General features: G+C 71.5%; 24 protein-coding genes. 18 read left to right on the forward strand and 6 right to left on the reverse strand.

Going from position 1 to position 25,789, the window contains the following annotated elements:
* The first annotated feature begins 151 nt into the window (after positions 1-151).
* The gene (locus ACIHCX_RS15790; protein WP_400029611.1) at positions 152-1,831 is read left to right on the forward strand and encodes an FUSC family protein; all 1,680 of its coding nucleotides are present in this window, start codon (positions 152-154) and stop codon (positions 1,829-1,831) included.
* Positions 1,828-2,421, forward strand: a complete 594-nt coding sequence (locus tag ACIHCX_RS15795; RefSeq protein WP_400029613.1) for a MarR family winged helix-turn-helix transcriptional regulator — start codon at positions 1,828-1,830, stop codon at positions 2,419-2,421. The genes ACIHCX_RS15790 and ACIHCX_RS15795 overlap by 4 nt, the downstream gene beginning before the upstream one ends.
* A gap of 39 nt (positions 2,422-2,460) precedes the next feature.
* Here ACIHCX_RS15795 and ACIHCX_RS15800 read toward each other — a convergent pair whose 3' ends face one another.
* Together ACIHCX_RS15800 and ACIHCX_RS15805 are read right to left on the reverse strand one after the other, a co-directional pair.
* Complete coding sequence (locus tag ACIHCX_RS15800; RefSeq protein WP_400029615.1) at positions 2,461-3,225, reverse strand: VOC family protein; 765 nt, start codon at positions 3,223-3,225, stop codon at positions 2,461-2,463.
* Between the two features lie 102 nt (positions 3,226-3,327).
* Positions 3,328-3,720, reverse strand: coding sequence for a VOC family protein (locus ACIHCX_RS15805; RefSeq protein WP_400029617.1), 393 nt, complete (start codon positions 3,718-3,720; stop codon positions 3,328-3,330).
* Between the two features lie 296 nt (positions 3,721-4,016).
* Here ACIHCX_RS15805 and ACIHCX_RS15810 point away from each other — a divergent pair, with 296 nt between their 5' ends.
* Positions 4,017-4,556 carry a GNAT family N-acetyltransferase gene (locus tag ACIHCX_RS15810; protein ID WP_400029619.1) on the forward strand — a complete coding sequence of 180 codons (540 nt, stop codon included), beginning with the start codon at positions 4,017-4,019 and terminating at the stop codon, positions 4,554-4,556.
* 20 nt (positions 4,557-4,576) lie between these two features.
* On the opposite strand, the gene ACIHCX_RS15815 is transcribed toward ACIHCX_RS15810, so the two are convergent.
* Entirely contained in the window at positions 4,577-5,260 is a 684-nt protein-coding gene (locus ACIHCX_RS15815) for a glycerophosphodiester phosphodiesterase (protein WP_400029621.1), read from the reverse strand.
* Positions 5,261-5,630: 370 nt separating this feature from the next.
* On the opposite strand from ACIHCX_RS15815, the gene ACIHCX_RS15820 reads away from it, so the two are divergent.
* From ACIHCX_RS15820 to ACIHCX_RS15855, 8 genes are all read left to right on the forward strand, one after another.
* Positions 5,631-7,028: a DUF6421 family protein gene (locus ACIHCX_RS15820; protein ID WP_400029623.1), complete on the forward strand. Its 1,398-nt coding sequence runs from the start codon at positions 5,631-5,633 to the stop codon at positions 7,026-7,028.
* 44 nt (positions 7,029-7,072) lie between these two features.
* Positions 7,073-7,828: an SDR family NAD(P)-dependent oxidoreductase gene (locus ACIHCX_RS15825; protein ID WP_400029979.1), complete on the forward strand. Its 756-nt coding sequence runs from the start codon at positions 7,073-7,075 to the stop codon at positions 7,826-7,828.
* Complete coding sequence (locus tag ACIHCX_RS15830; protein WP_400029625.1) at positions 7,825-8,901, forward strand: threonine aldolase family protein; 1,077 nt, start codon at positions 7,825-7,827, stop codon at positions 8,899-8,901. Before ACIHCX_RS15825 ends, ACIHCX_RS15830 begins: the two co-directional genes overlap by 4 nt.
* Before the next feature lie 311 nt (positions 8,902-9,212).
* Positions 9,213-9,815, forward strand: a complete 603-nt coding sequence (locus ACIHCX_RS15835) for a toxin-antitoxin system, toxin component (protein WP_400029627.1) — start codon at positions 9,213-9,215, stop codon at positions 9,813-9,815.
* 54 nt (positions 9,816-9,869) lie between these two features.
* Positions 9,870-11,060 (forward strand): MAB_1171c family putative transporter, encoded by a 1,191-nt coding sequence (locus tag ACIHCX_RS15840; protein ID WP_400029629.1) that lies wholly within the window; start codon positions 9,870-9,872, stop codon positions 11,058-11,060.
* Complete coding sequence (locus ACIHCX_RS15845; RefSeq protein ID WP_400029631.1) at positions 11,053-12,480, forward strand: FAD-dependent monooxygenase; 1,428 nt, start codon at positions 11,053-11,055, stop codon at positions 12,478-12,480. Before ACIHCX_RS15840 ends, ACIHCX_RS15845 begins: the two co-directional genes overlap by 8 nt.
* A 61-nt stretch (positions 12,481-12,541) precedes the next feature.
* Positions 12,542-13,135 carry a transglutaminase domain-containing protein gene (locus tag ACIHCX_RS15850; RefSeq protein WP_400029633.1) on the forward strand — a complete coding sequence of 198 codons (594 nt, stop codon included), beginning with the start codon at positions 12,542-12,544 and terminating at the stop codon, positions 13,133-13,135.
* A gap of 17 nt (positions 13,136-13,152) precedes the next feature.
* Positions 13,153-13,848 carry a B3/4 domain-containing protein gene (locus ACIHCX_RS15855; RefSeq protein ID WP_400029635.1) on the forward strand — a complete coding sequence of 232 codons (696 nt, stop codon included), beginning with the start codon at positions 13,153-13,155 and terminating at the stop codon, positions 13,846-13,848.
* Positions 13,849-13,950: 102 nt separating this feature from the next.
* Here ACIHCX_RS15855 and ACIHCX_RS15860 read toward each other — a convergent pair whose 3' ends face one another.
* Positions 13,951-14,679, reverse strand: a complete 729-nt coding sequence (locus ACIHCX_RS15860; protein ID WP_400029637.1) for a lysophospholipid acyltransferase family protein — start codon at positions 14,677-14,679, stop codon at positions 13,951-13,953.
* A 383-nt stretch (positions 14,680-15,062) separates the two neighbouring features.
* On the opposite strand from ACIHCX_RS15860, the gene ACIHCX_RS15865 reads away from it, so the two are divergent.
* The 5 genes from ACIHCX_RS15865 to ACIHCX_RS15885 all read left to right on the forward strand — a co-directional run bounded on the left by ACIHCX_RS15865 (position 15,063) and on the right by ACIHCX_RS15885 (position 19,699).
* Entirely contained in the window at positions 15,063-15,389 is a 327-nt protein-coding gene (locus tag ACIHCX_RS15865; protein WP_400029639.1) for a thioredoxin family protein, read from the forward strand.
* A gap of 208 nt (positions 15,390-15,597) precedes the next feature.
* Entirely contained in the window at positions 15,598-16,116 is a 519-nt protein-coding gene (locus tag ACIHCX_RS15870) for a flavin reductase family protein (RefSeq protein ID WP_400029641.1), read from the forward strand.
* Between the two features lie 219 nt (positions 16,117-16,335).
* A complete protein-coding gene (locus ACIHCX_RS15875) occupies positions 16,336-17,130 on the forward strand; it encodes an electron transfer flavoprotein subunit beta/FixA family protein (RefSeq protein ID WP_400029643.1) in 795 nt (264 codons plus the stop codon).
* A gap of 51 nt (positions 17,131-17,181) precedes the next feature.
* Positions 17,182-18,144 (forward strand): electron transfer flavoprotein subunit alpha/FixB family protein, encoded by a 963-nt coding sequence (locus ACIHCX_RS15880; protein ID WP_400029645.1) that lies wholly within the window; start codon positions 17,182-17,184, stop codon positions 18,142-18,144.
* Between the two features lie 250 nt (positions 18,145-18,394).
* A complete protein-coding gene (locus ACIHCX_RS15885) occupies positions 18,395-19,699 on the forward strand; it encodes a DUF6986 family protein (protein WP_400029647.1) in 1,305 nt (434 codons plus the stop codon).
* A gap of 106 nt (positions 19,700-19,805) precedes the next feature.
* On the opposite strand, the gene ACIHCX_RS15890 is transcribed toward ACIHCX_RS15885, so the two are convergent.
* Entirely contained in the window at positions 19,806-20,876 is a 1,071-nt protein-coding gene (locus tag ACIHCX_RS15890) for a LacI family DNA-binding transcriptional regulator (RefSeq protein WP_400029649.1), read from the reverse strand.
* Between the two features lie 224 nt (positions 20,877-21,100).
* Between ACIHCX_RS15890 and ACIHCX_RS15895 the strand changes: the two genes are divergently transcribed.
* Positions 21,101-22,054 (forward strand): ROK family protein, encoded by a 954-nt coding sequence (locus ACIHCX_RS15895; protein ID WP_400029651.1) that lies wholly within the window; start codon positions 21,101-21,103, stop codon positions 22,052-22,054.
* Between the two features lie 94 nt (positions 22,055-22,148).
* Here the strand turns inward: ACIHCX_RS15895 and ACIHCX_RS15900 are convergent, their stop codons facing one another.
* Positions 22,149-24,242, reverse strand: coding sequence for an NPCBM/NEW2 domain-containing protein (locus ACIHCX_RS15900; protein WP_400029653.1), 2,094 nt, complete (start codon positions 24,240-24,242; stop codon positions 22,149-22,151).
* 209 nt (positions 24,243-24,451) lie between these two features.
* Here ACIHCX_RS15900 and ACIHCX_RS15905 point away from each other — a divergent pair, with 209 nt between their 5' ends.
* Positions 24,452-25,777, forward strand: a complete 1,326-nt coding sequence (locus tag ACIHCX_RS15905; protein WP_400029655.1) for an ABC transporter substrate-binding protein — start codon at positions 24,452-24,454, stop codon at positions 25,775-25,777.
* The last annotated feature ends 12 nt before the right edge of the window (positions 25,778-25,789 follow it).

A 25,789-nucleotide genomic window follows, 5' to 3' on the forward strand; every position in this document is an offset into this window, starting at 1 on the left:
GGTCGGTCAAGCGATGCCCAAGGCGCGCGGTGCGCACACGAGCGCAAGGAGGTATACGGGGCGCGTTCGGCGAAGCACGGCACGTCACGTGCGGGGGAGTGGCGAGTCTCCGGGATGCTTTACAAGTAAAACACCTGCTAAGGTTATGGGTATGAGCAGTGTGCCCCCCACCCCCCTGAGCCGGGTCGCCCGGCGTCTTCCGCTCACCGGCGTGCTGCGGCTCGGCCGCCCGTCCGACATCTGGTTCAAGCCCGCCCTGAGCGCCGTCGTCTCGGTCGCCCTGCCCAACTTCACCCTGCTCGTCCTCGGCCGGCTCGACCTCGCCATGTACACGATGGCGGGCTCGCTGTGCGCCCTGTACGCGCACAACCGCCCCTACGCCGCCCGGGCCCGCGCCCTGGCCTGGGTGGTCCTCGGCATGATCGGCGGCCTCGCCGTCGCCCTGGTCACCGCCTCGCTCACCACCGCCCCGGTCGTCCTGGTCACCGTGGGCGCCCTGATGGCCGCCGTGCAGAAGGCGCTGTGCGACGCCACCCGCATCGGACCGCCCGGCAACGTCGTCCTCACCTTCATCAGCTCCGCGTCCCTCTTCGCCCCGCAGACCCTCGGCCAGGTCCCGGCCCATCTGGCGCTGGCCCTCGCCGCGGCGGCCTGGGCCTGGCTGGTCGGCATGGCGCCCGGGCTGCTGCGCCCGCACGGCCCGGAGCGCCGCGCCACCGCGCAGGCGCTCAACGCGGCCGCCGCCCACGCCGCCACCGGAGGCACCGGCGACGGCCACGCCCGGACCCGCGCCGCCGCGGCCGCCGCCGTCCAGGCCGCCTGGCAGGCGCTGCTGTCCACCGGCGCCCGCACCGCGCCCCGGCGCGCCCTGGAGCGGCTCGTCGTACGCGCCGAGGTCGCGCTCGCCGCCCCGGCGGACGCGGACCCCGAACGGCTGCGCACGTGGGCCCGCGCACTGTGCGGGACCGGGCCGATTCCCGAGGCCGGCCAGACGGCGGCGGACGCCGACGAACTGCTCGGCGTGGACGCCGAGACCACCGCCCCGCACCGGCCCTGGTGGAGCCGGCTCGGCCCGCTCACCCCGATCGTGGTGCGCACCGCGCTGGGCTGCGCCCTCGCCGGCTACGCCTCCCTGGCGCTCGGTGTCGGCCGCCCCTACTGGGCCCTGGTCACCGCCGCCTCCCTGTACCAGGCCAACATGACCCTGACCTGGAAGCGGGGCATCCAGCGTGTGGTCGGCAACCTCGTCGGCGTCCTCGTCTTCGCCGCCGTCGCCCCGCTCGCGCACGCCAGTGGCCTGGCCCTCGTCCTGCTCTGCTTGGCCTTCAACTTCGGCGCCGAGGCGCTGATGGGCCGCAACTACTGGCTCGGCAGCATCTGCGTGACCCCGCTCGCGCTGCTCGTCATCGAGTTCGCCGGACACCACGAGGCGGGTGAGCTGATCACCGAGCGGGCTGTGGACACCGTCGTCGGCGCGCTGGTCGGCTTCGTGGCCGCCGTCGCCGTCACCAACCGCCGCGCGGGTGACCGCATCGAGCACGCCCTGGCCGCCGTCGACCGGGCCCGCGAAGGGGCCGCCCGCCTGCTCGCCGAGGACCGGCCCGCGCCCGCCGCCCTGGAGTCCGCCCGCCGGAGCCTGGCCGCCGCGCTGGTCGACCTGCGCGCCACCGCCGACGCCGCGTCCGGCGAGTGGTGGCAGCGCGCCCTGCCCCAGGAGCGGGTCGTGCTCACCGAGCAGTCCGCACACCGTACGCTCGCCGCGACGATACGACGCCAGGGCCTGCACGCCCCGGCGAGCACGGGCGAGACGACGGAGGACGTACGGCCATGACGGCGAGGAACGGACGGCCGGCCCACGGGGAGACGGCGACCGGGGACGAGGCGCACGAGCGGACCCGGCCCACGGGGACCGGGCCGGGCGACGACACCGTCGCCGGCGTGGTCCGCCAGTGGCGGGCCGTCCACCCCGACCTGGACACCGCGCCGATGGAGATCATCGGCCGGATCAACCGCTGCGCCGCCCTCCTCCAGCAGGCCGAGGACGCGCCCCTGCGCCGGGCGGGTCTCAGCAGGCCCGAGTTCGACCTGCTCGGGGCGCTGCGGCGGACCGGGGACGAGCTCACCCCGAGCGAACTGACCCGCGAGACGTTCTCCTCGGGGGCCGCCGTCACCAAACGTCTGAAGCAGCTGACCGAACGCGGTCTGGTGGAGCGCCGCGGCGACACCCGCGACCGCCGGGTCGCCCACGTCCGCCTCACAGACGCCGGACGCGACCTCGTCGACGGCATCCTGCCGGAACAGCTCGCCTACGAACGGGCCGTCCTGTCCGGTCTGGCCGGACAGGAGCGGGACGGCCTGGCCGCCCTCCTGGGCGAGCTGCTCGGCCGGCTGGAGGGGCGCCGGGGCGCCCTGCGCCTCTGATCCGAACGCTCCCGGGGACCGGAAACCGGAGGGGGGACCTCAGCTTTCCTGTACGGACCGGTAGAGGCCGAAGGCCGCGCCCTGGGGGTCCCGCAGGACCGCGATGCGGAGGCCGTCCGGGAGCGAGGTGGGCTCCAGCAGGGCCTTGGCGCCGGCCCGTACCGCGATGTCGGTGGTGGTGTCGACGTCCTCGGCCGCGAAGTAGGGCAGCCAGTGCGGCGGCACATCGGCCGGGAAGCGGTCGTGCATCGCCGTCACCCCGCCGAAGTCCTCGCCGTGCAGACCCCACTGCGTGTACCACTCCGAGGCGTTGACGCTCCAGCCGAACACGCTCGTGTAGAAGTCCCTGGCCCGCCGAGGATTGCGGGTGACGAGTTCCACCCAGCCGAGTGAGCCGGGGCGGTTGAACACCCCGGCACCGGAGAACTCGCGCGCCTGCCACATCTGGAAGGCGGCGCCCGACGGGTCCAGGGCGATGGTGAAGCGGCCCTCGTCGTAGATGTCCCGCGGGCCGTGGATCACCGTCCCGCCGGCCTCCACCACCCTGTTCGCCGCGGCGTCCGCGTCGGCGACGGCGAACGAGACGTTCCACGCGACCGGCTGCGACCTCTGGTACAGGGGCGTGATCGCGGCGACCGGCGCGTCCCCCAGGTGAGCGAGGGTGTAGCCACCCGAGACCAGCCGGGGGTCGCGGCGCATGCGCCAGCCGAAGACCTCCGTGTAGAACCGCGTGGACGCCTCCAGATCGCTGGTGCCCAGTTCCGCCCAGCAGGGTCCGCCGACCACCGGTTTGTCGAACTCCATGGCATCCTCCGGGAAGCTCGTTCCCACCCACCAGCACGCTAGCCCCGGCCGCCGAAGCGGGCCAGTGGGAACGTTCCCGGACCACCGGTGCCCGAGCCCGGCTCAGATCCCCGCCCGGTACCGCAGCGGATGGTCCGCCGGCACCTCGACGAGCACGATGGGCGTGCCGTCCGGATCGGCGATCCACATCTCGATCAGCCCCCACGGCTCGCGCACCGGCTCACGCGTGATCTCGACGCCCTTGGCCCGCAACTGCTCGCGGGCCGCCGCCACGTCCTCGACCTGGAGCCACAGCCGCAGGGAGGAGGACGGCGGGTCGGCCGAGCGTCCGGAGAGCTCCAGGAAACCGCCGCCGAGGAAGTAGACGGTGCCGCGCTCGGGCCCCGTGCCGAACTCGCGGTGGACGGCGAGGCCGAGTTGCTCGCCGTAGAAGACACGGGAGCGCTCGGGGTCCGTGGGCCGGACCAGTGTCCGGCTGCTGAGTACGTGCACCATGCACCCCGACCCTAGTGCCGCGACAGGCAACGTTTGCCCCGTCGTGACGCCCGGCACGCACTCTCGCCGCACCGGCCGAAAGCCCGAGTACATCCAGTACGAGGACTTCCGGCCGGCACTCCCCCAAGCTCTTCGAGCAGGGGGGACCCCCAGAGCACGCACCGGACGCCGCTCCTTGACGGGCAAACGTTGCCCGCCGCGGCACTAGTGCCGAGACAGGCAAACGCCCGCCGCGGCACTAGTGGCAGGATGTCGCTGGCCCCGTCCGACAGCGCCCGAACCGAAAGGCACGCCCGATGAAGACCGCCGCCAGCGGACTGACCTTCCGTGACGCCCTCGACGCCGATGTCGACACGCTGGTGCACCTGATCGAGTCGGCGTACCGCGGGGACTCCAGCCGGGCCGGCTGGACCACCGAGGCGGACATCCTCCAGGGGCAGCGCACCGACCCCGAGGGCGTGCTGGAGGTGATCGAGTCGACCGGCAGCCGACTGCTGACGGTCGAGCGGGACGGCAGCGTGGTCGCCTGCTGCCAGCTCGAGCACAAGGGGGACCACGCCTACTTCGGCATGTTCGCCGTGAGCCCCACGTTGCAGGGCGCCGGCCTGGGCAGGACGGTCATCGCCGAGGCCGAGCGCCGGGCCCGGGAGGAGTGGGGGGTCAAGGAGATGCACATGACCGTGATCTCCGTACGCGAGGACCTGATCGCCTGGTACGAGCGCCGCGGCTACCGCCGTACGGGAAGGACGACCCCCTTCCCGTACGGCGACGAGCGCTTCGGCATTCCGCAGCGCGACGACCTGGAGTTCGAGCTGCTGGTCAAGGAACTCGCCTAGGCGGAGCTCCGTGCAGGGGGTCAGGCGGTGAAGCGGCCCGTGAGCTTGATCTCCGGGTAGTCGGTGGTCGCGCCGTCCAGCTCCAGGGCGCGGACCAGGCGCAGATGGTCCAAAGTGTTGACGACCCAGCCGATGATCCTCAGGTCCGCCTTGCGTGCGTGCTCGACGATCTCGAGGGTGAGCCGGCGGATGTTGAGGCAGACGGTCCCGGCGCCCGCCGCGGTGGCGCGGGCGACGACCCCGGAGTCGTAGCGGCTGGCCACGAGCGCGGTGCGCACCCCCGGCACCAGCCGGGCGATCTCGGTGATCGCCTCGTCGTGGAACGAGGACACCTCCACGCGGGAGACCAGGTCCCGCTCGTGCAGGACCTCGGCCAGTGCGCGGGCCGCGGCCACGTCCTTGATCTCGGCCTGGAGCGGCGCCCGCACCGCGTCGAGGACCTCCTCGAAGACCGGGATCCGCTCACCGCGGCCGGCGTCCAGGGAACGCAGCTCGGCGAGTGTCTTGTCGGCGATCGCGCCGCTGCCGTCGGTGGTGCGGTCCACCTCGTCGTCGTGCATGACGACGAGCGCGCCGTCCTTGCTCAGGTGCAGATCGAGTTCGATGACATCCAGGCCGGCCTGCTGGGCGGCGACGAAGGAACGGAGGGTGTTCTCGGGCTCGACACCCATGACTCCGCGGTGACCGAGGGTAAGGAAGTTCAAAGTTCAACTCGCTTCCGTCGACGGCGGCTCGGCGCGGCGCGGAGCGGACGGACCTCGTCGTCCGCGCGGTAGTGACGCAGCCTAATGGCCCCCACGCGGGTTGAACCCCCGCGTACACGGTGCAGTGGGGTGACGGCCCGCGGGAACGGGGGCGCATCCGCCGCGGCTCTCACTCCGGCGTGGGCGTGTGGGCGACGTGGCGTCGATCACCCGAACGGCCGATCGGATCTGCCTCTGTCCGGGTGTACGGCAGGAAAATAGGCGGTGACCATGGCTACGCGCGGAATTTTTTCCCGAGGGCGCCCTTGCTGGGAGAAAGCCTGTATGTATACGGTCGTCCTACGCGAGGTTCTCCCGTGGAGGATGAGACATGACGGAAATTCTTGTGCAGCTGGGTGCGGAGGGAAAGGTTCCTTCGGTGGCCAGGGTGGTTGACCATCCGGCGTGGCCCGTGCTCAAGGATGCCGTGGAGCGAATCCGGCCCTGGCAGTCGAAGGACGGCTCGATCGACTTCGCGGCCGAGGGCGCCCCGGGCCGCGCCGACGCCGACGCCGCCGTGCGCGGCGTGATCGACGCCGTCGAGGAGCTCTCCCCGCTGCTGCCGCACGACGCCGCCTACCACGAGGCGCTCGTGGGGGACCTGCGCCGCTGGGCCGAGGGCGGTTTCGAGGTGCCGGACTTCCTGGACTCGCTGCTGGCCTTCCAGCCCGCCGCGCACCGCGTGGACGGCCTCCAGCACCTGGTCGTCTTCCCCATGTACACGCAGAACGGCAACCCGGACCGCAACCTGGAGGCGGTCGCGCTGCGCATGGTCTGGCCTCAGTGGCTGGCCGAACTGGAGCGCACCCGCTACGACAACCCGCTGTTCTGCGGCATCACCTTCGAGGACTTCACGGGCGGCTACGACACCAACTCCGCCGTGCTCTTCCCGGAGACGATCGCCGTGCGCGAGGCGCCGGAACGGTTCTCCTGGGGCGGAATCTTCTGCGACCGCGAGGCCGCCCGCTTCCGCCGCGTCACCGCCGCCTCCGTCGACCTCCTGGGCCTCGACCTGCCCGAGGACATCGCCGCCATGGTCCACGACCAGAAGCGCTGCGAGGAGGCCTTCGTGCTGTGGGACATGGTCCACGACCGCACCCACAGCCACGGCGACCTGCCGTTCGACCCATTCATGATCAAGCAGCGCCAGCCGTTCTGGATGTACGGCCTGGAGGAGCTGCGCTGCGACCTCACCGCCTTCAAGGAGGCCGTGAAGCTCCAGGCCGACGGCGTCGCGCAGGCCCGTGACGTGCAGTACGCGGTGCTGTTCGACCGCATGTTCCGCTTCCCGGTCACCGGCGAGCGCGTGCGCAACTACGACGGCCTCGGCGGTCAGCTGCTCTTCGCCTACCTGCACAAGCACGACGTGGTGCGCTGGACCGACAACAAGCTGACCATCGACTGGGAGCGCGCCCCGCAGGTCACCAACCAGCTCTGCGCCGAGATCGAGAAGCTGTACCGCGACGGCATCGACCGCCCCAAGCTGGTCCACTGGCTCGCCGGCTACGACCTGGTCTCCACCTACCTCGCTCCGCACCCGGGCTCCAAGTGGGCCAAGGGCCCCGACGCCCTGGATCTGACCCAGCCCCCGCGCAAACTCGTGGATGACGTGCTTCCGGACGAGTTTCCGCTCAGCATGTTCTACGAGGCCCTGTCCAAGAAGCTGAAGAACGTGATCGCCGGAACCAAGGGCATCACGGCGGACAGCGCCGAGCGGGTCGCCGCGTGAGCGGCCGCGTAACCGGGAACACTGCACAGGAGGCGAGGAACATGGTGGCGAACGGGGCTCTCAGCGGTGCGGTGATCGCGGTGGCCGGCGCGGGCGGCCCGGCCGGCCGGGCGGCGCTGCTCAGGCTCGCCGAGGCGGGAGCGACCGTCGTCGGCGCGGACAACGACCCGGAGCGGCTCTCGCAGGCCGTGGACGCCGCCCGGTACGCCTCCGGCGGCGCCAGCGTCACCGGGGACACGGTCGACCTGCTCGACCTCCAGTCCACCCGCGACTGGGCCGCCCACATCGAGAAGGACTTCGGCCGGATCGACGGCCTGGTCCACCTCGTGGGCGGCTGGCGTGGCAGCGAGACCTTCACCAAGACCAGCCTGGACGACTGGGACTTCCTGGAGCTGCTGCTCATCCGCACCGTGCAGCACACCTCGCTGGCCTTCCACGAGGCGCTGCAGCGCAGCGAGCGCGGCCGGTACGTCCTGATCAGCGCGGCCGGCGCCAGCAAGCCCACCGCGGGCAACGCGGCCTACTCCGCCGCCAAGGCCGCCGCCGAGGCGTGGACGCTGGCCATGGCCGACTACTTCCGCAAGGCAGGAAAGGCCGAGGGCGCCGAAGGGCCGACGTCCGCGGCTGGGATCCTGGTGGTGAAGGCGTTGGTGCACGACGCGATGCGCGCCGACCGCCCCAACGCGAAGTTCGCGGGCTTCACGGACGTCAAGGACCTGGCCGACGCCATCGTCGACGTGTGGAGCAAGCCCGCCGCGGAAGTGAACGGAAACCGTCTGTGGCTCACCGAGAAGCCGTGAACCCTCCCAGGACCGATGCGCGTCGTCACCACGACCCCGAGGTCCGCGGGTTCGCCAGCGACAACTACGCCGGAGTCCACCCGGAGGTGCTCGCCGCCCTGGCCCTGGCCAACGGCGGGCACCAGGTCGCGTACGGCGAGGACGACTACACCGGGAACCTCCAGCGGATCGTCCGCGGCCACTTCGGCGCCACCGCCGAGGCGTTCCCGGTGTTCAACGGAACCGGCGCGAACGTCGTGGCACTCCAGGCGGTCACCGACCGCTGGGGCGCGGTGATCTGCGCGGAGAGCGCGCACATCAACGTCGACGAGGGAGGCGCCCCCGAGCGCATGGGCGGCCTGAAGCTGCTCACCGTGCCCACGCCCGACGGCAAGCTCACCCCCGAGCTGATCGACCGTCAGGCGTACGGCTGGGAGGACGAGCACCGGGCGATGCCGCAGGTCGTCTCGATCACCCAGAGCACCGAACTCGGCACCCTCTACACGCCCGAGGAGATCCGCGCCATCTGCGAGCACGCGCACGCGCGGGGCATGAAGGTGCACCTGGACGGCTCCCGGATCGCCAACGCGGCCGCCTCCCTGAACGTGCCGATGCGGACGTTCACCAACGCGGTCGGCGTCGACATCCTCTCCCTGGGCGGGACGAAGAACGGCGCGATGTTCGGCGAGGCGGTCGTCGTCCTCAACCAGGACGCCGTCCGCCGGATGAAGCACATCCGCAAGATGAGCATGCAGCTCGCCTCCAAGATGCGTTTCGTGTCGGTGCAGTTGGAGGCGCTGCTCGCCAAGGACCTGTGGCTGCGCAACGCCCGGCACGCCAACGGGATGGCGCAGCGGCTCGCGGAGGGCGTGCGCGCCGTGCACGGCGTGGAGATCCTCTACCCGGTGCAGGCCAACGGCGTCTTCGCCAAGCTCCCGCACGAGGTGAGCGAGCGTCTCCAGAAGCGGTTCCGCTTCTACTTCTGGGACGAGGCGGAGGGCGTCGTGCGCTGGATGTGCGCCTTCGACACCACCGAGGACGACGTGGACGCGTTCGTGGCGGCCCTGAAGGAGGAGATGGCGCGCCAGGACTGATCACCCTCTGATCACCTCTGATCACCCCTGACCCCGTCGGGTCGTCCGCCCCCGGGTGGGCGCGGACCCGATCGGCGAGTTGGCGGTAAACGATCGTTGATAGCGGTGAGGGGCGTCGGTAAGGTGCCGTGCACGCACCGCTCTGATCAACTGCCCGCCCTCGGAGGACAGGAGGCCCCCTGGTGGAGCCCGTCCCCTTCTGGCAGCGGCAGTTGAGCGCCTCACCGCGCACCGCTCCAAGAGCGGGTGCGAGGTGGTGAACCGTCGGCGGGCACCGTCCCCGGCGTGGAACCCGACGGCGAAGAGCACCGATGAGTAGCGCGTCCAGGGCGATGCGAAGGCTCAGCGCTCAACTCGTCGGAAACCTTCGGCCACCGGCCGAGAACGAGGACGTCACCGTCGCCGTGGGCCAAGCCCTCGGCCAGGTGCGCGGCCGACCCGTCCGGCTGCACAAAGCGGTGTTCCCGCCGGCGACGGTCAGCGGGTTGTGGGTGGACCGCACCAGTCACGACCTGATCGTCTACGAGGAGAACACCGATCCCGAGCACCAGCTTGTGATCATCGGCCACGAGGCGTGGCACATGTTCCAGGGCCATGGCGGCAGCGGCACCGCCCACGGCACGGCCGCGCGCACGGGGGACACCGAGGCGGGCGCGCTCGCCGAACTCGCGGCCCGCGTCTTCGCGGCGGCCGACACCGAGCTGTCTCCCGGCGCACGCATGGACATCGCGCTCCACTTCGCCGCCCGCGCCGAGACCCGCCAGATCGACGAAGAGGTCGAAGCGGAACGCTTCGGCTTCCGGTTCGCCACGGACGTGCGGACCGCCCTGGCGGAGACCCGCGCTCCCGTCGATCCGCACGACCTCGCCGGGCGCATCCAGGCCTCCATGGCGCATCGCTTCCGCCGGAACTGATCCCGCCCGGCGAAGCCGCCTGTCACACCCACCACAGAGGAGCGAAGCAGCACGGTGACATCCGGCCCCAGCAACATCGGCTTCTACGTCTGCGGGCTCATCCTGCTGCTGGTCTGCGCCCTGAAGATCCCCGCTCTGCTCCGCAGGCGGCACGACACGCTGTTGCGTGCGGCCTGCCTGTTGCTCTTCGCCGGGGGCTGCCAGCTGATCCTCGCCGCCCCGGATTCCATCACCACGCTCAACCGGCTCACCGGGACACCCAACATCGCCGCTGCCGCCGTATACGCGGTGACGACCGCGTTCGCCGGGGCCAGTCTCCTGCTGATCATCAACTGGCGGCCTGCGCCCCCGGAGCGGACCCGGCGCTTCTCACGCCTGTGCGTGAGCGCCTACAGCCTGGTCGTCGTGGCCGTCATCGTCCTGTTCTGGGCCGGGGACGCTCCCGTCGAGCAGGTCACTCTCTTCGACGTCTACTACGCCGAAACCCCCTACATCCGCGAGTTGATCGTCACGTACCTGGTGGCCCAGGGCGTGGCCATGATGGCCGCCGGCATCCTGTGCTGGCGGTGGTCCAGGGAGGTCCGCGGGTCGCTCCGGGCAGGCCTGCGTATCCTTGCCCTCGCCTACCTGATCATCGTGTGCTACGACCTCATCAGGCTCGTGGCGGTGGCTGCCCGGTGGACGGGCCACCACCTCGACTTCCTCGTCGACGAGGTCTCGGTCCGGCTCGCCGCTCCCGTCGCCGTTCTCGGCGCCGTCGGGTTCGCCCTTCCGCTGGCCGGCCCCCGGGTGGCGGGGACCGCTCGAGCGGTGCGGCAGTTGCGGCAGCTCACACCGCTGTGGCGGGCCCTGCGGGACGTGCCCACCCCTGGCGCGATCCGCGCGTCGCTGCCCTGGTGGCGGACTCCGCCGGCCGTGCTGCTCACGGCTCGCAGGACCGCCCTGTACGACGCCCTCCTCACGCTGAGCCCGTACTGCGACCCCGCCGTTCGCGCGGCTGCCTACGAGGCGGCGCTTCGCCACGGCGACGACACGCCCCGCGCGGCGGTCACCGCCGACGCGGCCGTGATCCTGGTCGCGCGCGACCGGCAGCGCGCCAACCCCGAACCGCCGCAGGCCATGACGCGCACACCGGCAGGGCGCGCGCAGGACCTGGTTCCCCTGTCCCGTGCGCTCACCTCGCCCGTACTGCCCGACCTCCTGAATCACCTTCGTGCTCCGAGGAAAGCAGCCCGCCATGAGTGAAGCCCCGCGCCACCGTCCCGTCCGCGTAGTCGTCATCGGGGGCAGCATGGCCGGCATGCTCGCCGCGGCCGCCGTCAGGGACCACGTCGACGCCGTCGAGATCGTCGAGGCCCACGAACTGCCCGAAGGACCCGAGCCGCGCACCGGTGTTCCCCAGGCCGTGCACATCCACATGCTGCAGACCGGCGGCGCCGAGGCGATCGAGGATCTCCTGCCCGGCAGCATCGACCGTCTGCTGGCCGCGGGAGCCCACCGCATCCCCGTCACCTCGAACATGGTCATCTGCTCTCCCGAGGGCTGGTACCGCCGCTGGCAGCGCGCCACCCACTACCTGATCAGCGCGAGCCGGGACCTGCTCGACTTCGTCGTCCGCCAACAGGTCCTCGAAGGCCCCCGGGTCGGCGTGCGCACACGTACCAGGGCGGTCGGGCTGCTCGGCGACCGCCGCACCGTGACGGGCGTGCGGGTCCGCACCGCCGACGGGACGGAGGACGAACTCCGTGCCGACCTGGTCATCGACGCCTCGGGCCGGGCCACCCGCACGCCCCAGTGGCTCGCCGGGCTCGGCATCACCGGCCTCGCGCAGGACCACATCGACTCCGGTCTGGTCTACGCCAGCCGGATCTACCGTGCTCCCGTCCCCACCGACGACTGGCCCATGGTCGGTGTGCAGGCCGACCCGCGGCTGCCCCGGCCCGGCAAGGCGGGCGGCATGCTGCCGATCGAGGGCAACCGCTGGCACGTCAGCCTGATGGGTGCCCCCGGCGGGCATCCCACCCGTGACGCGGACGCCTTCGAACCCTTCGCCCGCACCCTGCGCCACCCCCTCCTGGCCGACCTCCTGGCCCACGCCGAACCGCTCACCGACGTCAGCGTCAGCCACAGCACCGCCAACCGGCGCTACCGCTACGAACGACTCGCCCGCCGGCCGGAGGGCCTGGTGGTACTGGGAGACTCGGCGGCGGTCTTCAACCCCGTGTACGCGCAGGGCATATCAGTGGCGGCGCAAGGCGCCCTCGCCCTGCGCGAGCTGCTCTCGGGCGGCCTCACCACGGGGCTCGCCCACCGCGCCCAGCGCGCCATCGCCCGCCCCATCGACCACGCGTGGGCTCTCGCCACCGGACAGGACATCCACTTCGCCACCACGAAGGGCAAGAGCCCGACCCTCGCCGACCGCCTCCTGCACCGTTACGTCAGCCGCCTGTCCCGCACCGCGACAGGTTCCTTCCACGCCGCGACGGCGCTGACCGACGTGCTCGCCCTGCAGGCCGCGCCCGCCTCACTCGTCAAACCCGGCGTGCTGCTGTCAGCCCTCCTCGGTCCCCTCCGCCCGCCACTCGACGGCCCCCAGCTCACCCCTGCCGAGCGTGACCTCCTGAACAGCCCGAACAAGCCGGCAAGAGATTCCGACTATGCATAGGTATGCAGTGCACGGAAAAGTCATTGACCGGTGAGTGGTCGCATTCCTATGCTCTGCGGGCATGGAGCTGATCCAGCACACCTCCGACCTCTCCGCCTATCTGGCCGCCGACGAGGCGATCGACCATCAGCACCCGGTGGTCCGCGAGACCGCTGCCCGCCTTGCGCAGGACGCGGCGGACTCGTATGACTATGCGCGTGTCGCGTACGAGTTCGTGCGTGACGCCATCCCGCACTCGCTGGACGCGGGCGACCCGCGCGTCACCTGGCGCGCCTCCGACGCCCTCCGCCTGCGCACCGGCATCTGCTACGCCAAGGCCCATGCCCTGGCGGCGCTGCTGCGGGCCGAGGACATCCCGACGGCGCTGTGCTACCAGCGACTGACGCGGGACGAGGGCGGTGGGCACGTGGTGCACGGAATGGTCGCGGTCCGGTTCAACGGAGCCTGGCACCGGCAGGACCCGCGCGGCAACAAGCCGGGTGTCGACGCCCGGTTCTCCCTGACCGGCGAGCGGCTGGCCTTCGTACCCGACCCGAAGTCCAACGAGCTGGACTACCCAGTGCTGTACGCTGAACCGCACCCGGCCGTGCTGGCCGCCCTCACGGCCGCTCCGGACCGGCCGCGGCTGTGGAAGACGCTCCCTGCCGCACTCTGACCGCGAGGCGGGAGAACATGGCACTGACGCTCACTGTGTCCGACGAGGTACGCGCACTCGCGCCCGGCTTCACGCACGTGGCCGTCGAGGCCCACGGGCTGGTGGGCGGACCGAGCACCGAGGCCTCCTCGGCGCTCCTCGACGACGCCGCACGCCGTCTGGCGGCACGCCTCGACGGACGCGCCCCGCACGAGGACCCGCACATGGCCGCCTGGCGTGAGACGTACACGGCGTTCGGCTCCAAGCCCTCCCGCACCCGCAACTCGGCCGAGGCGCTGGCCCGACGGGCGCTGACCGACGCCGGCCTGCCCCGCATCAACCTGCTCGTCGACCTCTACAACGCCATCAGCGTGGCCCACCTCGTCCCCGTCGGCGGCGAGGACCTCGACCGGATCCAGGGCGGCATGCGCCTGGTGCGCGCCGGCGGCGAGGAGGACTTCGTGACCGTCGCGGGCGGCGAGGAGACCGTCGAGCACCCGGACGCGGGCGAGGTGGTGTGGTGCGACGGGGCCGGCGTGACCTGCCGCCGCTGGAACTGGCGCCAAGGCCCGCGCACCCGCCTCACCGAGCAGACCACGTCGGGCATCTTCCTGCTGGAGAGCCTGCTCCCGATGCCGGTGGCCGAGGTGCAGGCAGCGGCGGCGGAACTCGCCGAACTGCTGGAGAAGTTCAGCCCGGGCGCCGAGGTCACCGTACGGCCGCCCGCGTCCTAGGCGCAGGCCTGTCCGTCATCTTCCCGGTCTGCTGTGCGACGCCGGTCAGTGCGCAAAGGCCCTATCAGTGCGCAACAGGCCCTGGGGGAAATCGGTCCGGGGTCAGTGCGCCCCGGCCGTGCGGAGCTGGTCCGGGGTCGGGGCCGTGCCGCCGAGGTGGGCGGGCATCCACCAGGTGTCGTCGGCGGACCGGGGGCGGACCGGGTAGGCGCGCTGGGCGGCCTCCAGGAGTTCCTGGACGCGCTCGCGCAGCTTGCGGGTGAGGGCGCCCGCGTACTGCTCGCGGGAGGCCTCCATGGCCTCGCCCACCCGGATCGTGATCGGGATGTGGCTGCGCCTGAAGTTGCGCGGGTGACCCTTGGTCCACAGCCGCTGCGTGCCCCAGACGGCCATCGGCACCAGGGGGACGCCCGCCTCCTGGGCCAGGCGGACCGCGCCCGACTTGAAGCCCTTCAGTGTGAACGACTGCGAGATCGTGGCCTCCGGGAACACCCCGACCACCTCGCCGGACTTCAGTGAGTCCAGCGCCCGCGCGTACGCCGCCTCGCCGTTGGCGCGGTCCACCGGGATGTGCTTCATGCCGCGCATCAGCGGCCCGGAGATCCGGTGCCGGAAGACCGACTCCTTCGCCATGAAACGCACCAGGCGCTTCTGCGGGAGCGCCGCGAGCCCGTTGAAGACGAAGTCCAGATAGCTGATGTGATTGCTCACCAGCACGGCGCCGCCCGTGCGCGGAATGTTCTCCGACCCCTGGCAGTCGATCTTGAGGTCCCACGCCTTGAACATCGTACGGGCGAGACCGATGACGGGGCGGTAGACGAGCTCTGCCATGAGCGGGACGGACCCTTCTGTCTGCCAGGGAAGGGGCTCCCGGCGGAAGTTACGCTGCCGTAGGTTTACGGCCTGTCGCAGATCGTGCCCCAAGAACGGCCCGGGAGCCAGCCCACGTGCCCGTCCACGGCGAGATCCTCGTCACGTCACCCCTGAGATTCCGCCCGACGGCCCAGCGGGGGTGTATGTGTCCAGGGGCGCCGGCCTTGGCGGCCGCCCGGGGGAGCGTCCCGGCTGCCGGGAATCTCCGCGCCCGCGCGGACGCTGACAGGGAAGGCGTGTTCGTGAAAGCGCGTCGGCGGAACAGCGAACCCGCGGAACAGCGGAACAGCGGAACAGCGAAACAGCGGAACAGCGGAACAGCGGGAAAGGGGAGAACGGGCGTGCGGGGATGTGGCGAGGGCAGGCGGCTCGGGGCGGCCGAACTCGGTGAGGGCCTCGGCGCGCGGGCCACACTGGTGCAGTTCTCCAGCGCCTTCTGCGCTCCCTGCCGGGCGACCCGGCGGATCCTCGACGAGGTGGCCGGCATGGTCCCCGGGGTGGCGCACGTCGAGGTCGACGCCGAGGCCCGGCTCGACCTGGTGCGCGAACTCGGGATCCTCAGGACGCCGACCGTGCTCGTCCTCGACGCGGACGGCCGGGTGGTGCGGCGGGCCGCCGGACAACCGCGCAAGGCGGACGTCATCGCGGCGCTGGGGGAGGCGGTGTGAGGCCCCTGTCCGTGACGGTGGGGCAGCTCCCGCATCCCGTGACGTACTTGACTGTGCACGCCAACTATCGTGAGCCTGACCGCATGCCCTCGGAACTCCTTCTTCTCGGGCGGCCCCGCGTCGACCCAGCCCGCCACACGAGCGTGCGCCGTCCGGACTGTTGAGCAGCCGCGGATCCCGCTCGTCCGACCAGCAGGAGGACGACTCCATGACGGCCACGTCCGGCCTGGGTGCCTTCGGCACGGTCCAGTCCGCCTCCCCCCAGCTGCTGCGCTCCGTCTTCCGGCGGCATGCGGCGGGCGTCGCGGTGATCACGGCTCGGGGCGAGACCGGTCCGGTCGGCTTCACCGCCACCTCCCTCGCCTCCGTCTCCGCCGAGCCCCCGCTGCTCTCCTTCGGTATCGGTACCGGCAGCTCCAGTTGGCCGGCCATCGCCGCGACCGACCACGTCGGCGTCCACATACTCGGTGAGCACCAGGAGGACCTGGCCGCCACCTTCGCGCGCAGCGGTGCCGACCGGTTCGGAGCGCCGACGGCGTGGCGCGAGGGCCCCGAGGGGGTGCCCGTCCTCGACGGGGTGCTCGCCTGGCTGGTGTGCCGGGTCGTCACTCGGGTGCCGGCCGGGGACCATCGCATCGTGCTGGCCGAGGTCGTCCTGGGCGACCCCGCGGGCGTCGGCCGCCCACTCCTCTACCACCAGGGCCGCTTCGGCGCGCTGCGTGATTGATCACCCCGCGGCTCTCCTGCGAAGTCGTTCGGTTCCGGTTACGCTGCGTTGCGAAGGTCACAGTTCAAAGCGCTTGCTCAGCGGGCATGAACTGGGTGTACTGACGAGTAATATTCCACTCGGAGCGCGCGGTCGCCCTGACCGGGATCGGCCGCTTCAGGCGCCTATGCTGCCTCCAGGAAGGCAGCCCAGAGAAGACGATGCAGTAGGAGAGCCGGCGTGAGCTTGAGGATCGTTGTCACTGTGAAGTACGTGCCCGACGCCACTGGCGACCGGCACTTCGCCGATGACCTGACCGTCGACCGGGACGACGTGGACGGTCTGCTCTCCGAGCTGGACGAGTACGCGGTCGAGCAGGCGCTGCGGATGTCGGAGGAGTACGACGGGGACGGCGACGCCGAGGTCACCGTTTTGACGGTGGGTCCGGAGGACGCCAAGGACGCGCTGCGCAAGGCGCTGTCCATGGGTGCCGACAAGGCGATCCACGTGGAGGACGAGGACCTGCACGGCACCGACGCGATCGGCACCTCGCTGGTGCTGGCCAAGGCGATCGAGAAGGCCGGCTACGACCTGGTGATCTCCGGTATGGCTTCCACCGACGGCTCCATGGGTGTGGTTCCGGCGCTGCTGGCCGAGCGCCTGGGTGTCCCTCAGGTGACGCTGCTGTCCGAGGTGTCGGTCGAGGACGGCACGGTGAAGGGTCGCCGGGACGGCGACGCGGCCTCCGAGCAGCTCGAGGCGTCCCTGCCCGCGGTCGTGTCGGTCACCGACCAGTCGGGCGAGGCCCGTTACCCGTCCTTCAAGGGCATCATGGCGGCCAAGAAGAAGCCGGTTCAGTCCTGGGACCTGTCCGACCTGGACATCGACGAGGACGAGGTCGGTCTGGAGAACGCCTGGACGGCCGTCGACTCCGCCGCGGAGCGTCCGGCCCGCACCGCGGGCACGATCGTCAAGGACGAGGGCGAGGGCGGCAAGCAGCTCGCCGAGTTCCTCGCGAGCCAGAAGTTCATCTGAGCCCGCAATCCGCCGACCGCCCCCCTTCGCAAGCAGGAGAGAAGAAGTCCCATGGCTGAAGTCCTCGTCTACGTCGACCACGCAGGCGGTGCCGTCCGCAAGCCGACCCTGGAACTGCTGACCCTGGCCCGCCGCATCGGCGAGCCGGTCGCCGTCGCCCTCGGCGCCGGTGCCGCGGACACCGCCGCGACGCTCGCCGAGCACGGCGCGGTGAAGGTCCTCACCCACGACGCGCCCGAGTACGCCGACTACCTGGTCGTGCCGAAGGTGGACGCCCTGCAGGCCGCGGTCGGGGCCGTCTCCCCGGCCGCGGTGCTGGTGCCGTCCTCCACCGAGGGCAAGGAGATCGCCGCCCGTCTGGCGCTGCGCATCGGTTCGGGCATCATCACCGACGCCGTCGACCTGGAGGCCGGCGACGAGGGTCCGGTGGCCACCCAGTCGGTGTTCGCCGCCTCGTACAGCACCAAGTCCCGTGTCTCCAAGGGCACTCCGGTCATCACGGTCAAGCCGAACTCGGCCGCCGTGGAGGCCGCCCCGGCCGCCGGTGCCATCGAGGCGCTGGACGTCACGTTCTCCGACCAGGCGACGGGCACGAAGATCACCGGCCGGACGCCGCGTGAGTCGACGGGTCGCCCGGAGCTGACCGAGGCCGCGATCGTGGTCTCCGGCGGCCGTGGCGTCAACGGCGCGGAGAACTTCGCGGTCATCGAGGCGCTCGCCGACTCCCTCGGCGCGGCCGTCGGCGCCTCCCGCGCCGCCGTCGACGCCGGCTGGTACCCGCACACCAGCCAGGTCGGCCAGACCGGCAAGTCCGTGTCCCCGCAGCTCTACATCGCCAACGGCATCTCCGGCGCGATCCAGCACCGGGCCGGCATGCAGACCTCGAAGACCATCGTCGCGGTCAACAAGGACCCCGAGGCTCCGATCTTCGACCTGGTCGACTACGGCGTGGTCGGCGACCTGTTCCAGGTCGTCCCGCAGCTCACCGAGGAGATCAAGGCCCGCAAGGGCTGATCCTCCGGCACCGACCGAGGCCCCCGTGCCCCGCCCTCTCCGGGTGGGACGCGGGGGCCTCGGCCCGTCCTGGCGGCCCACCCTCCCGAGCGCACCCTCCCGGGCTTCGGCAGGTGATCCCCGCCTCCCACGCGCCAGGATGAAGGCGTGGGCGGTCGCAGAAAGACGGTGTTGACCCACGGGAAGATCCACGGATAACTTCGTTCTGCGGATTATTGATTCCATGAAGCGGAAAGCAGGAGGGTGTGGAATGGGTCAGGGCCAGCAGGAGAACGTGGCGACGAGCCTCGCGGGCGCCGTCAGCGAGGAGATCAGCGCCTCCCTCGCGCCGGTCGACGCCGAACTGGAGCGCCGCTACCCGGGCGACCCCGGCACCCGCCAGCCCGTGCACACCGTCTATGTCCCGGGCGACGTCTTCGACGCCGGCACCGTCCGCTCCTGGGGCGACCAGGCGCTCGCCGCGCTCGACGAACACGCCCCGGACGCGGCCTCCTTCGCCGCCGTCCTCGGACTGAGCGACGACCTGGCCGCTCCCGTGTACGACCGCGTCCGCGCCAAGCTGGAGCGGGAGCCGATCGAGGACCTGCGGATCGACTTCGAGGACGGCTACGGCCCCCGCCCCGACGCGGAGGAGGACGAGGCGGCCGCCCGCGCGGCCGGACTGGTCGCCGAGGCGTACCGGAACGGGACGGCCGCACCGTACATGGGCATCCGTATGAAGTGTCTGGAGGCGGCGGTCCGCGACCGGGGCATCCGCACCCTCGACATCTTCCTCACCGGCCTGATGGAGGCGGGCGGCCTGCCCGAAGGGCTGGTCCTGACCCTGCCGAAGGTGACCTACCCCGAGCAGGTCACCGCCATGGCCCGGCTGCTCGAGGCCTTCGAGAAGGCCCATGGGCTGGCGCCGGGGCGGCTCGGCTTCGAGGTCCAGATCGAGACCAGTCAGTCCATCCTCGCCGCCGACGGCACCGCCGCCGTCGCCCGGATGATCCAGGCCGCCGAGGGCCGCGCCACCGGACTGCACTACGGCACCTTCGACTACAGCGCCTGCCTCGGTGTCTCCGCCGCCTACCAGGCCAGCGACCACCCGGCCGCCGACTACGCCAAGGCCGTGATGCAGGTCGCCGCGGCGGGCACGGGCGTACGCGTCTCGGACGGCTCCACCAACGTCCTGCCGGTCGGCCCGACGGAGAAGGTGCATGACGCCTGGCGGCTGCACTTCGGCCTCACCCGTCGTGCCCTGGCCCGCGCCTACTACCAGGGCTGGGACATGCACCCCGGCCACATCCCGACGCGGTACGCGGCGGTGTTCGCCTTCTACCGCGAGGGCTTCGAGCAGGCGGCCGCCCGGATGGCCCGCTACGTCAGCCGGGCCGGCGGCGACGTCATGGACGAGCCCGCCACCGCCAAGGCGCTCAGCGGCTACCTGCTGCGCGGCCTGGACTGCGGCGCCCTCGACTCCGCCGAGGTCACGCGGCTCAGCGGCCTGACCCGCGCCGACCTGGAGTCCTTCGCCGCCCCGCGCCGCGGCGACCTCACAGCGTCGGCGCAGTAGCCGCACGGCCCACCGTCAGGAGCGTGACCAGGGACCTCTGGCCCCGAGGTCATGCTCCTGCACGCTGCGGGTCACGTTCCCGCGCGTCCCTGCGGCCGGCGGTGGTTCAGCCCGACGGGGGCAGTTCGCCCGAGCCGCGGGTGATCAGCCGGGTCGGGATCTCGATGCGTTCCGGGGCGAGGAGGGTGCCGTCCAGCTGGCGGAAGAGGCGCTCCGCGGCCGTCCGGCCGAGGGCTGCCGCGTCCTGGGCGACGACGGTGACGCCCGGCTCGAGCAGATCGGCCAGTTCGATGTCGTCGAAGCCGACGAAGGCGACCCGGCGCGCGTGCCCGGCCAGCACGCGGATCACGGTGACGGTCACGCGGTTGTTGCCCGCGAAGACCGCGGTGACCGGGTCGGGCCCGGACAGCATCGTCTCGGTGGCCCGGCGCACCCGCTCCGGGTCGGTGACGCCCAGCGACATCCAGGAGTCCTCGACCGGTATGCCCGCGTTCTCCATCGCCGCCCGGTAGCCGCGCAGACGCTCGGCGGCCGTGTGGATGCGGGGCATGTCGCCGATGAACCCGATCCGGCGGTGGCCGTGGGCGATCAGGTGGGCGACGCCGTCGCGGGCGCCGCCGAAGTTGTCCGACAGCACGACGTCGGCCTCGATGTTCCCGGCCGGGCGGTCGACGAACACGGTCGCGACACCCGCCTTGATCTCCGGCTCCAGATACCGGTGGTCGTCACCGGCCGGGATCACGACCAGTCCGTCCACCCGCCGTGCGCACAGCGCCAGCGCCAGCTCCTGCTCGCGCTCCGGGTCCTCCGCGCTGGAGCCGTTGATCAGCAGGGCCCCGTGCGCGCGGGCGACCTCCTCCACCGCACGGCTGAGCGGCCCGTAGAACGGGTCGGCGAGGTCTTCCAGGACCAGCCCGACACTCGCCGTACGGCCCTTGCGCAGCACCCGCGCGCTGTCGTTGCGGCGGAAGCCCAGGGCCGCGATGGCGTCCTGGACGCGCCGCTCCGTGTCGGGGGTGACCCCGGGCTCGCCGTTGACCACGCGGGAGACGGTCTTCAAGCCGACGCCCGCGCGGGCCGCCACGTCCTTCATGGTCGGACGGCTGCCGTAGCGGTTCCCCAGGGCGCGGTGGGGACGGTCTGCGGGGCGGTCTGCTCGACGGGCGGTCTCGGGCACGGTGCGGCGTCCTGTCCTGTCGTCCACGGAGAAGTGACGCGTCCACGGGGATCGCGGGTCCATGGGTTCGTATGAGGATGTGGCGTCGAGCATAGAACCTGGACAACGTTGTCATACGCACGAGAGACTGTCCATCGAACACTCCGGGCCGCGCCCCTTACGGTAGGACCGGAACTGCGCCCACCTCTTGGTTTTCTCATGGTTGACGGGGAGATCTGACTCTGATGCACACCGACCTCGTGGCCGCGCTGGACATCGGCGGCACCAAGATCGCCGGAGCGCTGGTGGACGGCCGCGGCGGCATCCTGGTACGCGCGCAGCGCCCGACGCCCGCGCAGGAGGACGGGGACACCGTGATGCGGGCCGTCGGGGAGGTGCTCGGCGAGCTGGGCGCGTCGCCGCTGTGGTCGCGTGCCACGGTCCTGGGCATCGGCAGCGCGGGCCCGGTGGACGCCTCCGCGGGCACGGTCAGCCCCGTCAACGTGCCCGGCTGGCGCGGCTATCCGTTGGTCGAGCGGGCCAGTGCCGCGGCCGGCGGCCTGCCTGTGGAGCTGATCGGCGACGGCGTGGCCATCACGGCGGCCGAGCACTGGCAGGGCGCCGCCCGGGGGCACGACAACGCGCTGTGCATGGTCGTCTCCACCGGTGTCGGCGGCGGCCTGGTCCTCGACGGGCGGCTGCGTCCCGGCCCGACCGGCAACTCCGGTCACATCGGCCACATCAGCGTCGACCTGGACGGCGACCCGTGCCCGTGCGGCTCGCGCGGCTGCGTGGAGCGCATCGCGAGCGGTCCGAACATCGCCCGCCGGGCCCTGGACCAGGGGTGGCGCCCGGGCCCGGACGGCGACACCTCGGCCGCCGCGGTGGCCGCCGCCGCCCGCGCCGGGGACCCGGTCGCCGTGGCCTCCTTCGCCCGCGCCGCCCGCGCCCTGGCCGCGGGCATCGCCGCCACCGCGACCCTGGTCGAGGTCGACATCGCGGTGATCGGCGGCGGAGTGGCCAAGGCGGGGGACGTGCTCCTCGCCCCGCTCCGCCGTGCCCTGGCCGACTACGCCACCCTCTCCTTCGTACGGCGTCTGACGGTCGCCCCGGCCCAGATGGGCACCGACGCCGGCCTGGTCGGAGCGGCGGCCGCAGCGCTCGCGGCCCGAACGGACGTGACGGCGGCTGGGGTCTGACACGGCGGCCGCGGTCCAGGGCACGGGCCGTGCCGGCCGGACGCGGCGGCGTTCCCCGGCGCGGGCTCGGCCGGGGAACGCCTCCTCAGCCGGCTCAGCACATCAGGCGGGCGTCCGCCCAGTCCGCGTGGTCGGAGTCGATGCCGTCGCCGCCGTCCGTGACGACGAGGCGGACCACCTGCGCTCCGGTCACGTCGGCCGACAGCGGCTGCGCGCCCGACGCGTTGGTGAGGACCCCGGTGGCGGCGACCTTCCTGCCGTCGGCCCAGACCTCGAACGCGACCGTGCCCTTGCCGTCCTTCTCGTCGTCGACACCGACGTCCGCGGTGACCGCCCGGCAGGCGCCGCCGGTGTAGAACTCGACGGCGCTCTCCGCGTGGACGCCGAGCCCCTTGGCGTACACCACCCCGCCGAGGGTGATCGGATGACCGTCACCGGCGGCGCTCTCGCCGTTGCTGGTGTCGCGCTCCACCGGGCCGTAGCCGTTGGCGGCCGACATCCAGGGAAGGTCGCTGAGGTACGACGTCCCGGCGGGCGGCCGCACCACCACACCGGCGGCGACGGTCAGGTCGCTGTCGGCGCGGGTGCCGCCGGGGGAGCGGTAGCCCGCCTCGAGTGTCAGGTCGTACGGTCCCGTCGGTGTTCCGGCCGGTGCGATGACCGTCCAGCGGGTGCGCAGCGCCTTGCCCGTCGGTACGGACGGGGCCCGGGACGCGGACTCGGGCCGTACCGTCCAGCCCTTGGGGCCGGTCAGGGACACGGACACCTGCGTGGCCGGCGTACGGCCCAGGTCGGTGACGGTCGTGGTCAGCGTCACCGGCTTGCCCGCCTCCAGCAACGGGACCCCGTCCAGGCCGAGTTCGACGGCGGGCGGGTTCGCGGCCCAGTGGCGGTCGGCGAAGACGCGGACCAGGACGGTGCCGTGGGCCGGAACGGTCGCCGAGATCGCGCCCGCGGTGTTGTAGGACCGGTGCCGCCACAGGTCGCGCAGCGTGTAGGCGGCGGCGTCGGGCAGGCCCACGGCCCGCGCGGTGGTGGCGATGCGCTGCGGGCTGCCGGTCTCGTTGAACAGCGCGACGGCGCGGCTGCCGTCCGCCATCTCCTTGGCCACGACCCAGCGTCCGCCCTCGGAGGAGACGACGGCGCCCTGCCTGCCCAGCGGGTCCTGGTCGACGGCGACGACCTCCTTGTTGCCCAGGATGTCGAGGGTCGCCTCGGAGGCCTCGCGCAGGTCCGAGCCGATGAGGAGCGGCGCGGCCATCACGGACCACATCGAGAAGTGGGTGCGGTACTCGGTGTCCGTCATGCCGCCGTTGCCGACCTCCAGCATGTCGGGGTCGTTCCAGTGGCCCGGACCGGCGTACGGGGCGAGCGGCAGGTTCTGCTTCAGGATCGACAGCATCGAGCCCCAGTTGTCGCTGATGTCGTCGGTGGTGCGCCACAGGTGCCCGATGTCGGAGGCCCATTCCCAGGGTTTGTTCTGGCCCCATTCGCAGATGCTGTAGACGATGGGCCGGCCGGTCGCCTTCAGCGCGTCCCGCATGGTGGTGTACCGGATCCTGGCGTCCACGCCCTGGTTGTTGCAGTTGTCGTACTTGAGGTAGTCCACGCCCCAGTCGGCGAACTGCTGGGCGTCGCTGTACTCGTGGCCGAGCGCGCCGGGGAATCCGGCGCTGTTGCAGGTCTTGGTGCCGGCGCTGGTGTAGATGCCCAGCTTGAGCCCCTTGGAGTGCACGTAGTCCGCGACGGCCGCGATGCCGTTCGGGAACCGGGCCGGGTCGGGTACGAGCTTGCCGTTTGCGTCGCGGGCGGGCAGGGCCCAGCAGTCGTCGAGGTTGACGTACTGGTATCCGGCGTCCTTCAGGCCCTCGGCGACGAAGAGGTCTGCGATGCCCTTGACCATGGCCTCGTCGAACTCGGTTCGGCAGTTCGTGGAGTTCCAGTTGTTGAAGCCCATCGGAGGGGTGAGGGCGAGCCCGTCGGCCCGGGTGGGCGTGACGGAGTCCGGTGTGGGAGCCGCGGCGACGGGCGCGGCGGCGACGGGCGCGGCGGGGACGGCGACGGCAGGGACGGCAGGCGCGGCGGGCGCGGCGACGGCGGGGACGGCGAGTCCCGCGGTGCACAGCAGTCCTGCGACCAGAGTCCCGACCACGGTGCGACGGGCGGTGCGCGTGTACGGGTGACGCATAGGAACGCTCCTCCGAACTCGCGAAAGATGGGATGACCTCATGTCCGCGTCATCGGTGCGCGGTTATGGTAGGACGTGTCCAACTCTGTTGGAAGAGAAGTGGTAACGGTTGTTCGATATCCCGTCAGATCCCTTGACTGCTCCCCGAGTTGGCGATGAGATCCCCTTCTCGCGTTCGGTTGTGTTGAGTCGCACCCCGAGGAGGGGACATGGCGCAGTCATCGTTCAACCGGCTCGTCCCGCCGACCGGTGCGGCAGGACATCCGGTCTCCCGGCGCAATGTCCTGCGCGGCGCGGCCGTCGGAGCGGGCGCGGTCACCCTTCCCGCCCTGCTGTCCGCCTGCGGCTCAGGACCCGGCGGAGGCAAGGATGAGGTCACCGTCGGGTCGAACGCCTCGGACGCGGTGCCGAAGAAGGCGTTCGCGGCGGCCTTCGACGCCTACCGGAAACAGTCCGGCAAGAAGGTCAAGGTCAACACCAAGGACCACAACGACTTCCAGGAGAACATCAACCGCTATCTCCAGGGTCGGCCCGACGACGTCTTCATGTGGTTCGCGGGGTACCGGATGCAGTACTTCGCGGAGAAGGGGCTGCTGACCGACATCAGCGACGTGTGGTCGTCCTACTCCGGGTTCTCCGACGCCCTGAAGGCGCAGTCGACGCACAACGGCAAGCAGTTCTTCGTGCCGTACTACTACTACCCGTGGGCGGTCTTCCACCGTAAGAGCCTGTTCCAGCAGAAGGGCTACCAACAGCCCAGGACCTGGGACGAGTTCATCGCGCTGGCCAAGCAGATGTCCAAGGACGGCACCCCGGTCGCCTTCAGCGACAAGGACGGCTGGCCCGCCATGGGCACCTTCGACTACATCAACCTGCGCCTGAACGGATACGACTTCCACAAGTCCCTGATGGCGGGCGAGCAGGCGTGGACCGACAACCGGGTGAAGAAGGTCTTCGACACCTGGCGCGAACTGATGCCGTACTACCAGAAGGGCGCCCTCGGCCGGACCTGGGAGGAGGCCGGGCAGAGCCTTCAGCAGCGCAAGACGGGCATGGCCGTCTTCGGCATGCCGCACCCCGGCAGCCAGTTCCCGGAGAACGAGCGCGACGACATCGACTTCTTCGCGTTCCCCGAGATCGACCCGCAGTACGGCCAGGACGCCGTGGAGGCGCCCATCGACGGCTTCCTCGTCGCGAAGAAGTCCAAGAACGTCGCCGCCGCCAAGGACCTGCTCAAGTGGCTCGGCACAGCGAAGGCCGAGGACGTCTACCTGCGGTACGACCCGAACAACGTGGCCGTCAACTCCGGTGCCGACACCTCCGCTTACAGCGCCCTGCAGAAGAAGTCCGCCGAACTCGTCTCCGGCGCGAAGCAGATCTCGCAGTTCCTGGACCGCGACACCCGCCCCGACTTCGCCTCCACCGTGATGATCCAGGCGATCCAGGACTTCATCGGCAATCCGAAGGACGTCGACGGGCTGTGCAACAGCATCGAACGGCAGAAGAAGACCATTTTCTCGCAGCCCGTCGGCTGATCACTGGGGGAC

The organism is Streptomyces sp. NPDC052043 (genome assembly GCF_044548235.1).
Classification (GTDB): domain Bacteria; phylum Actinomycetota; class Actinomycetes; order Streptomycetales; family Streptomycetaceae; genus Streptomyces.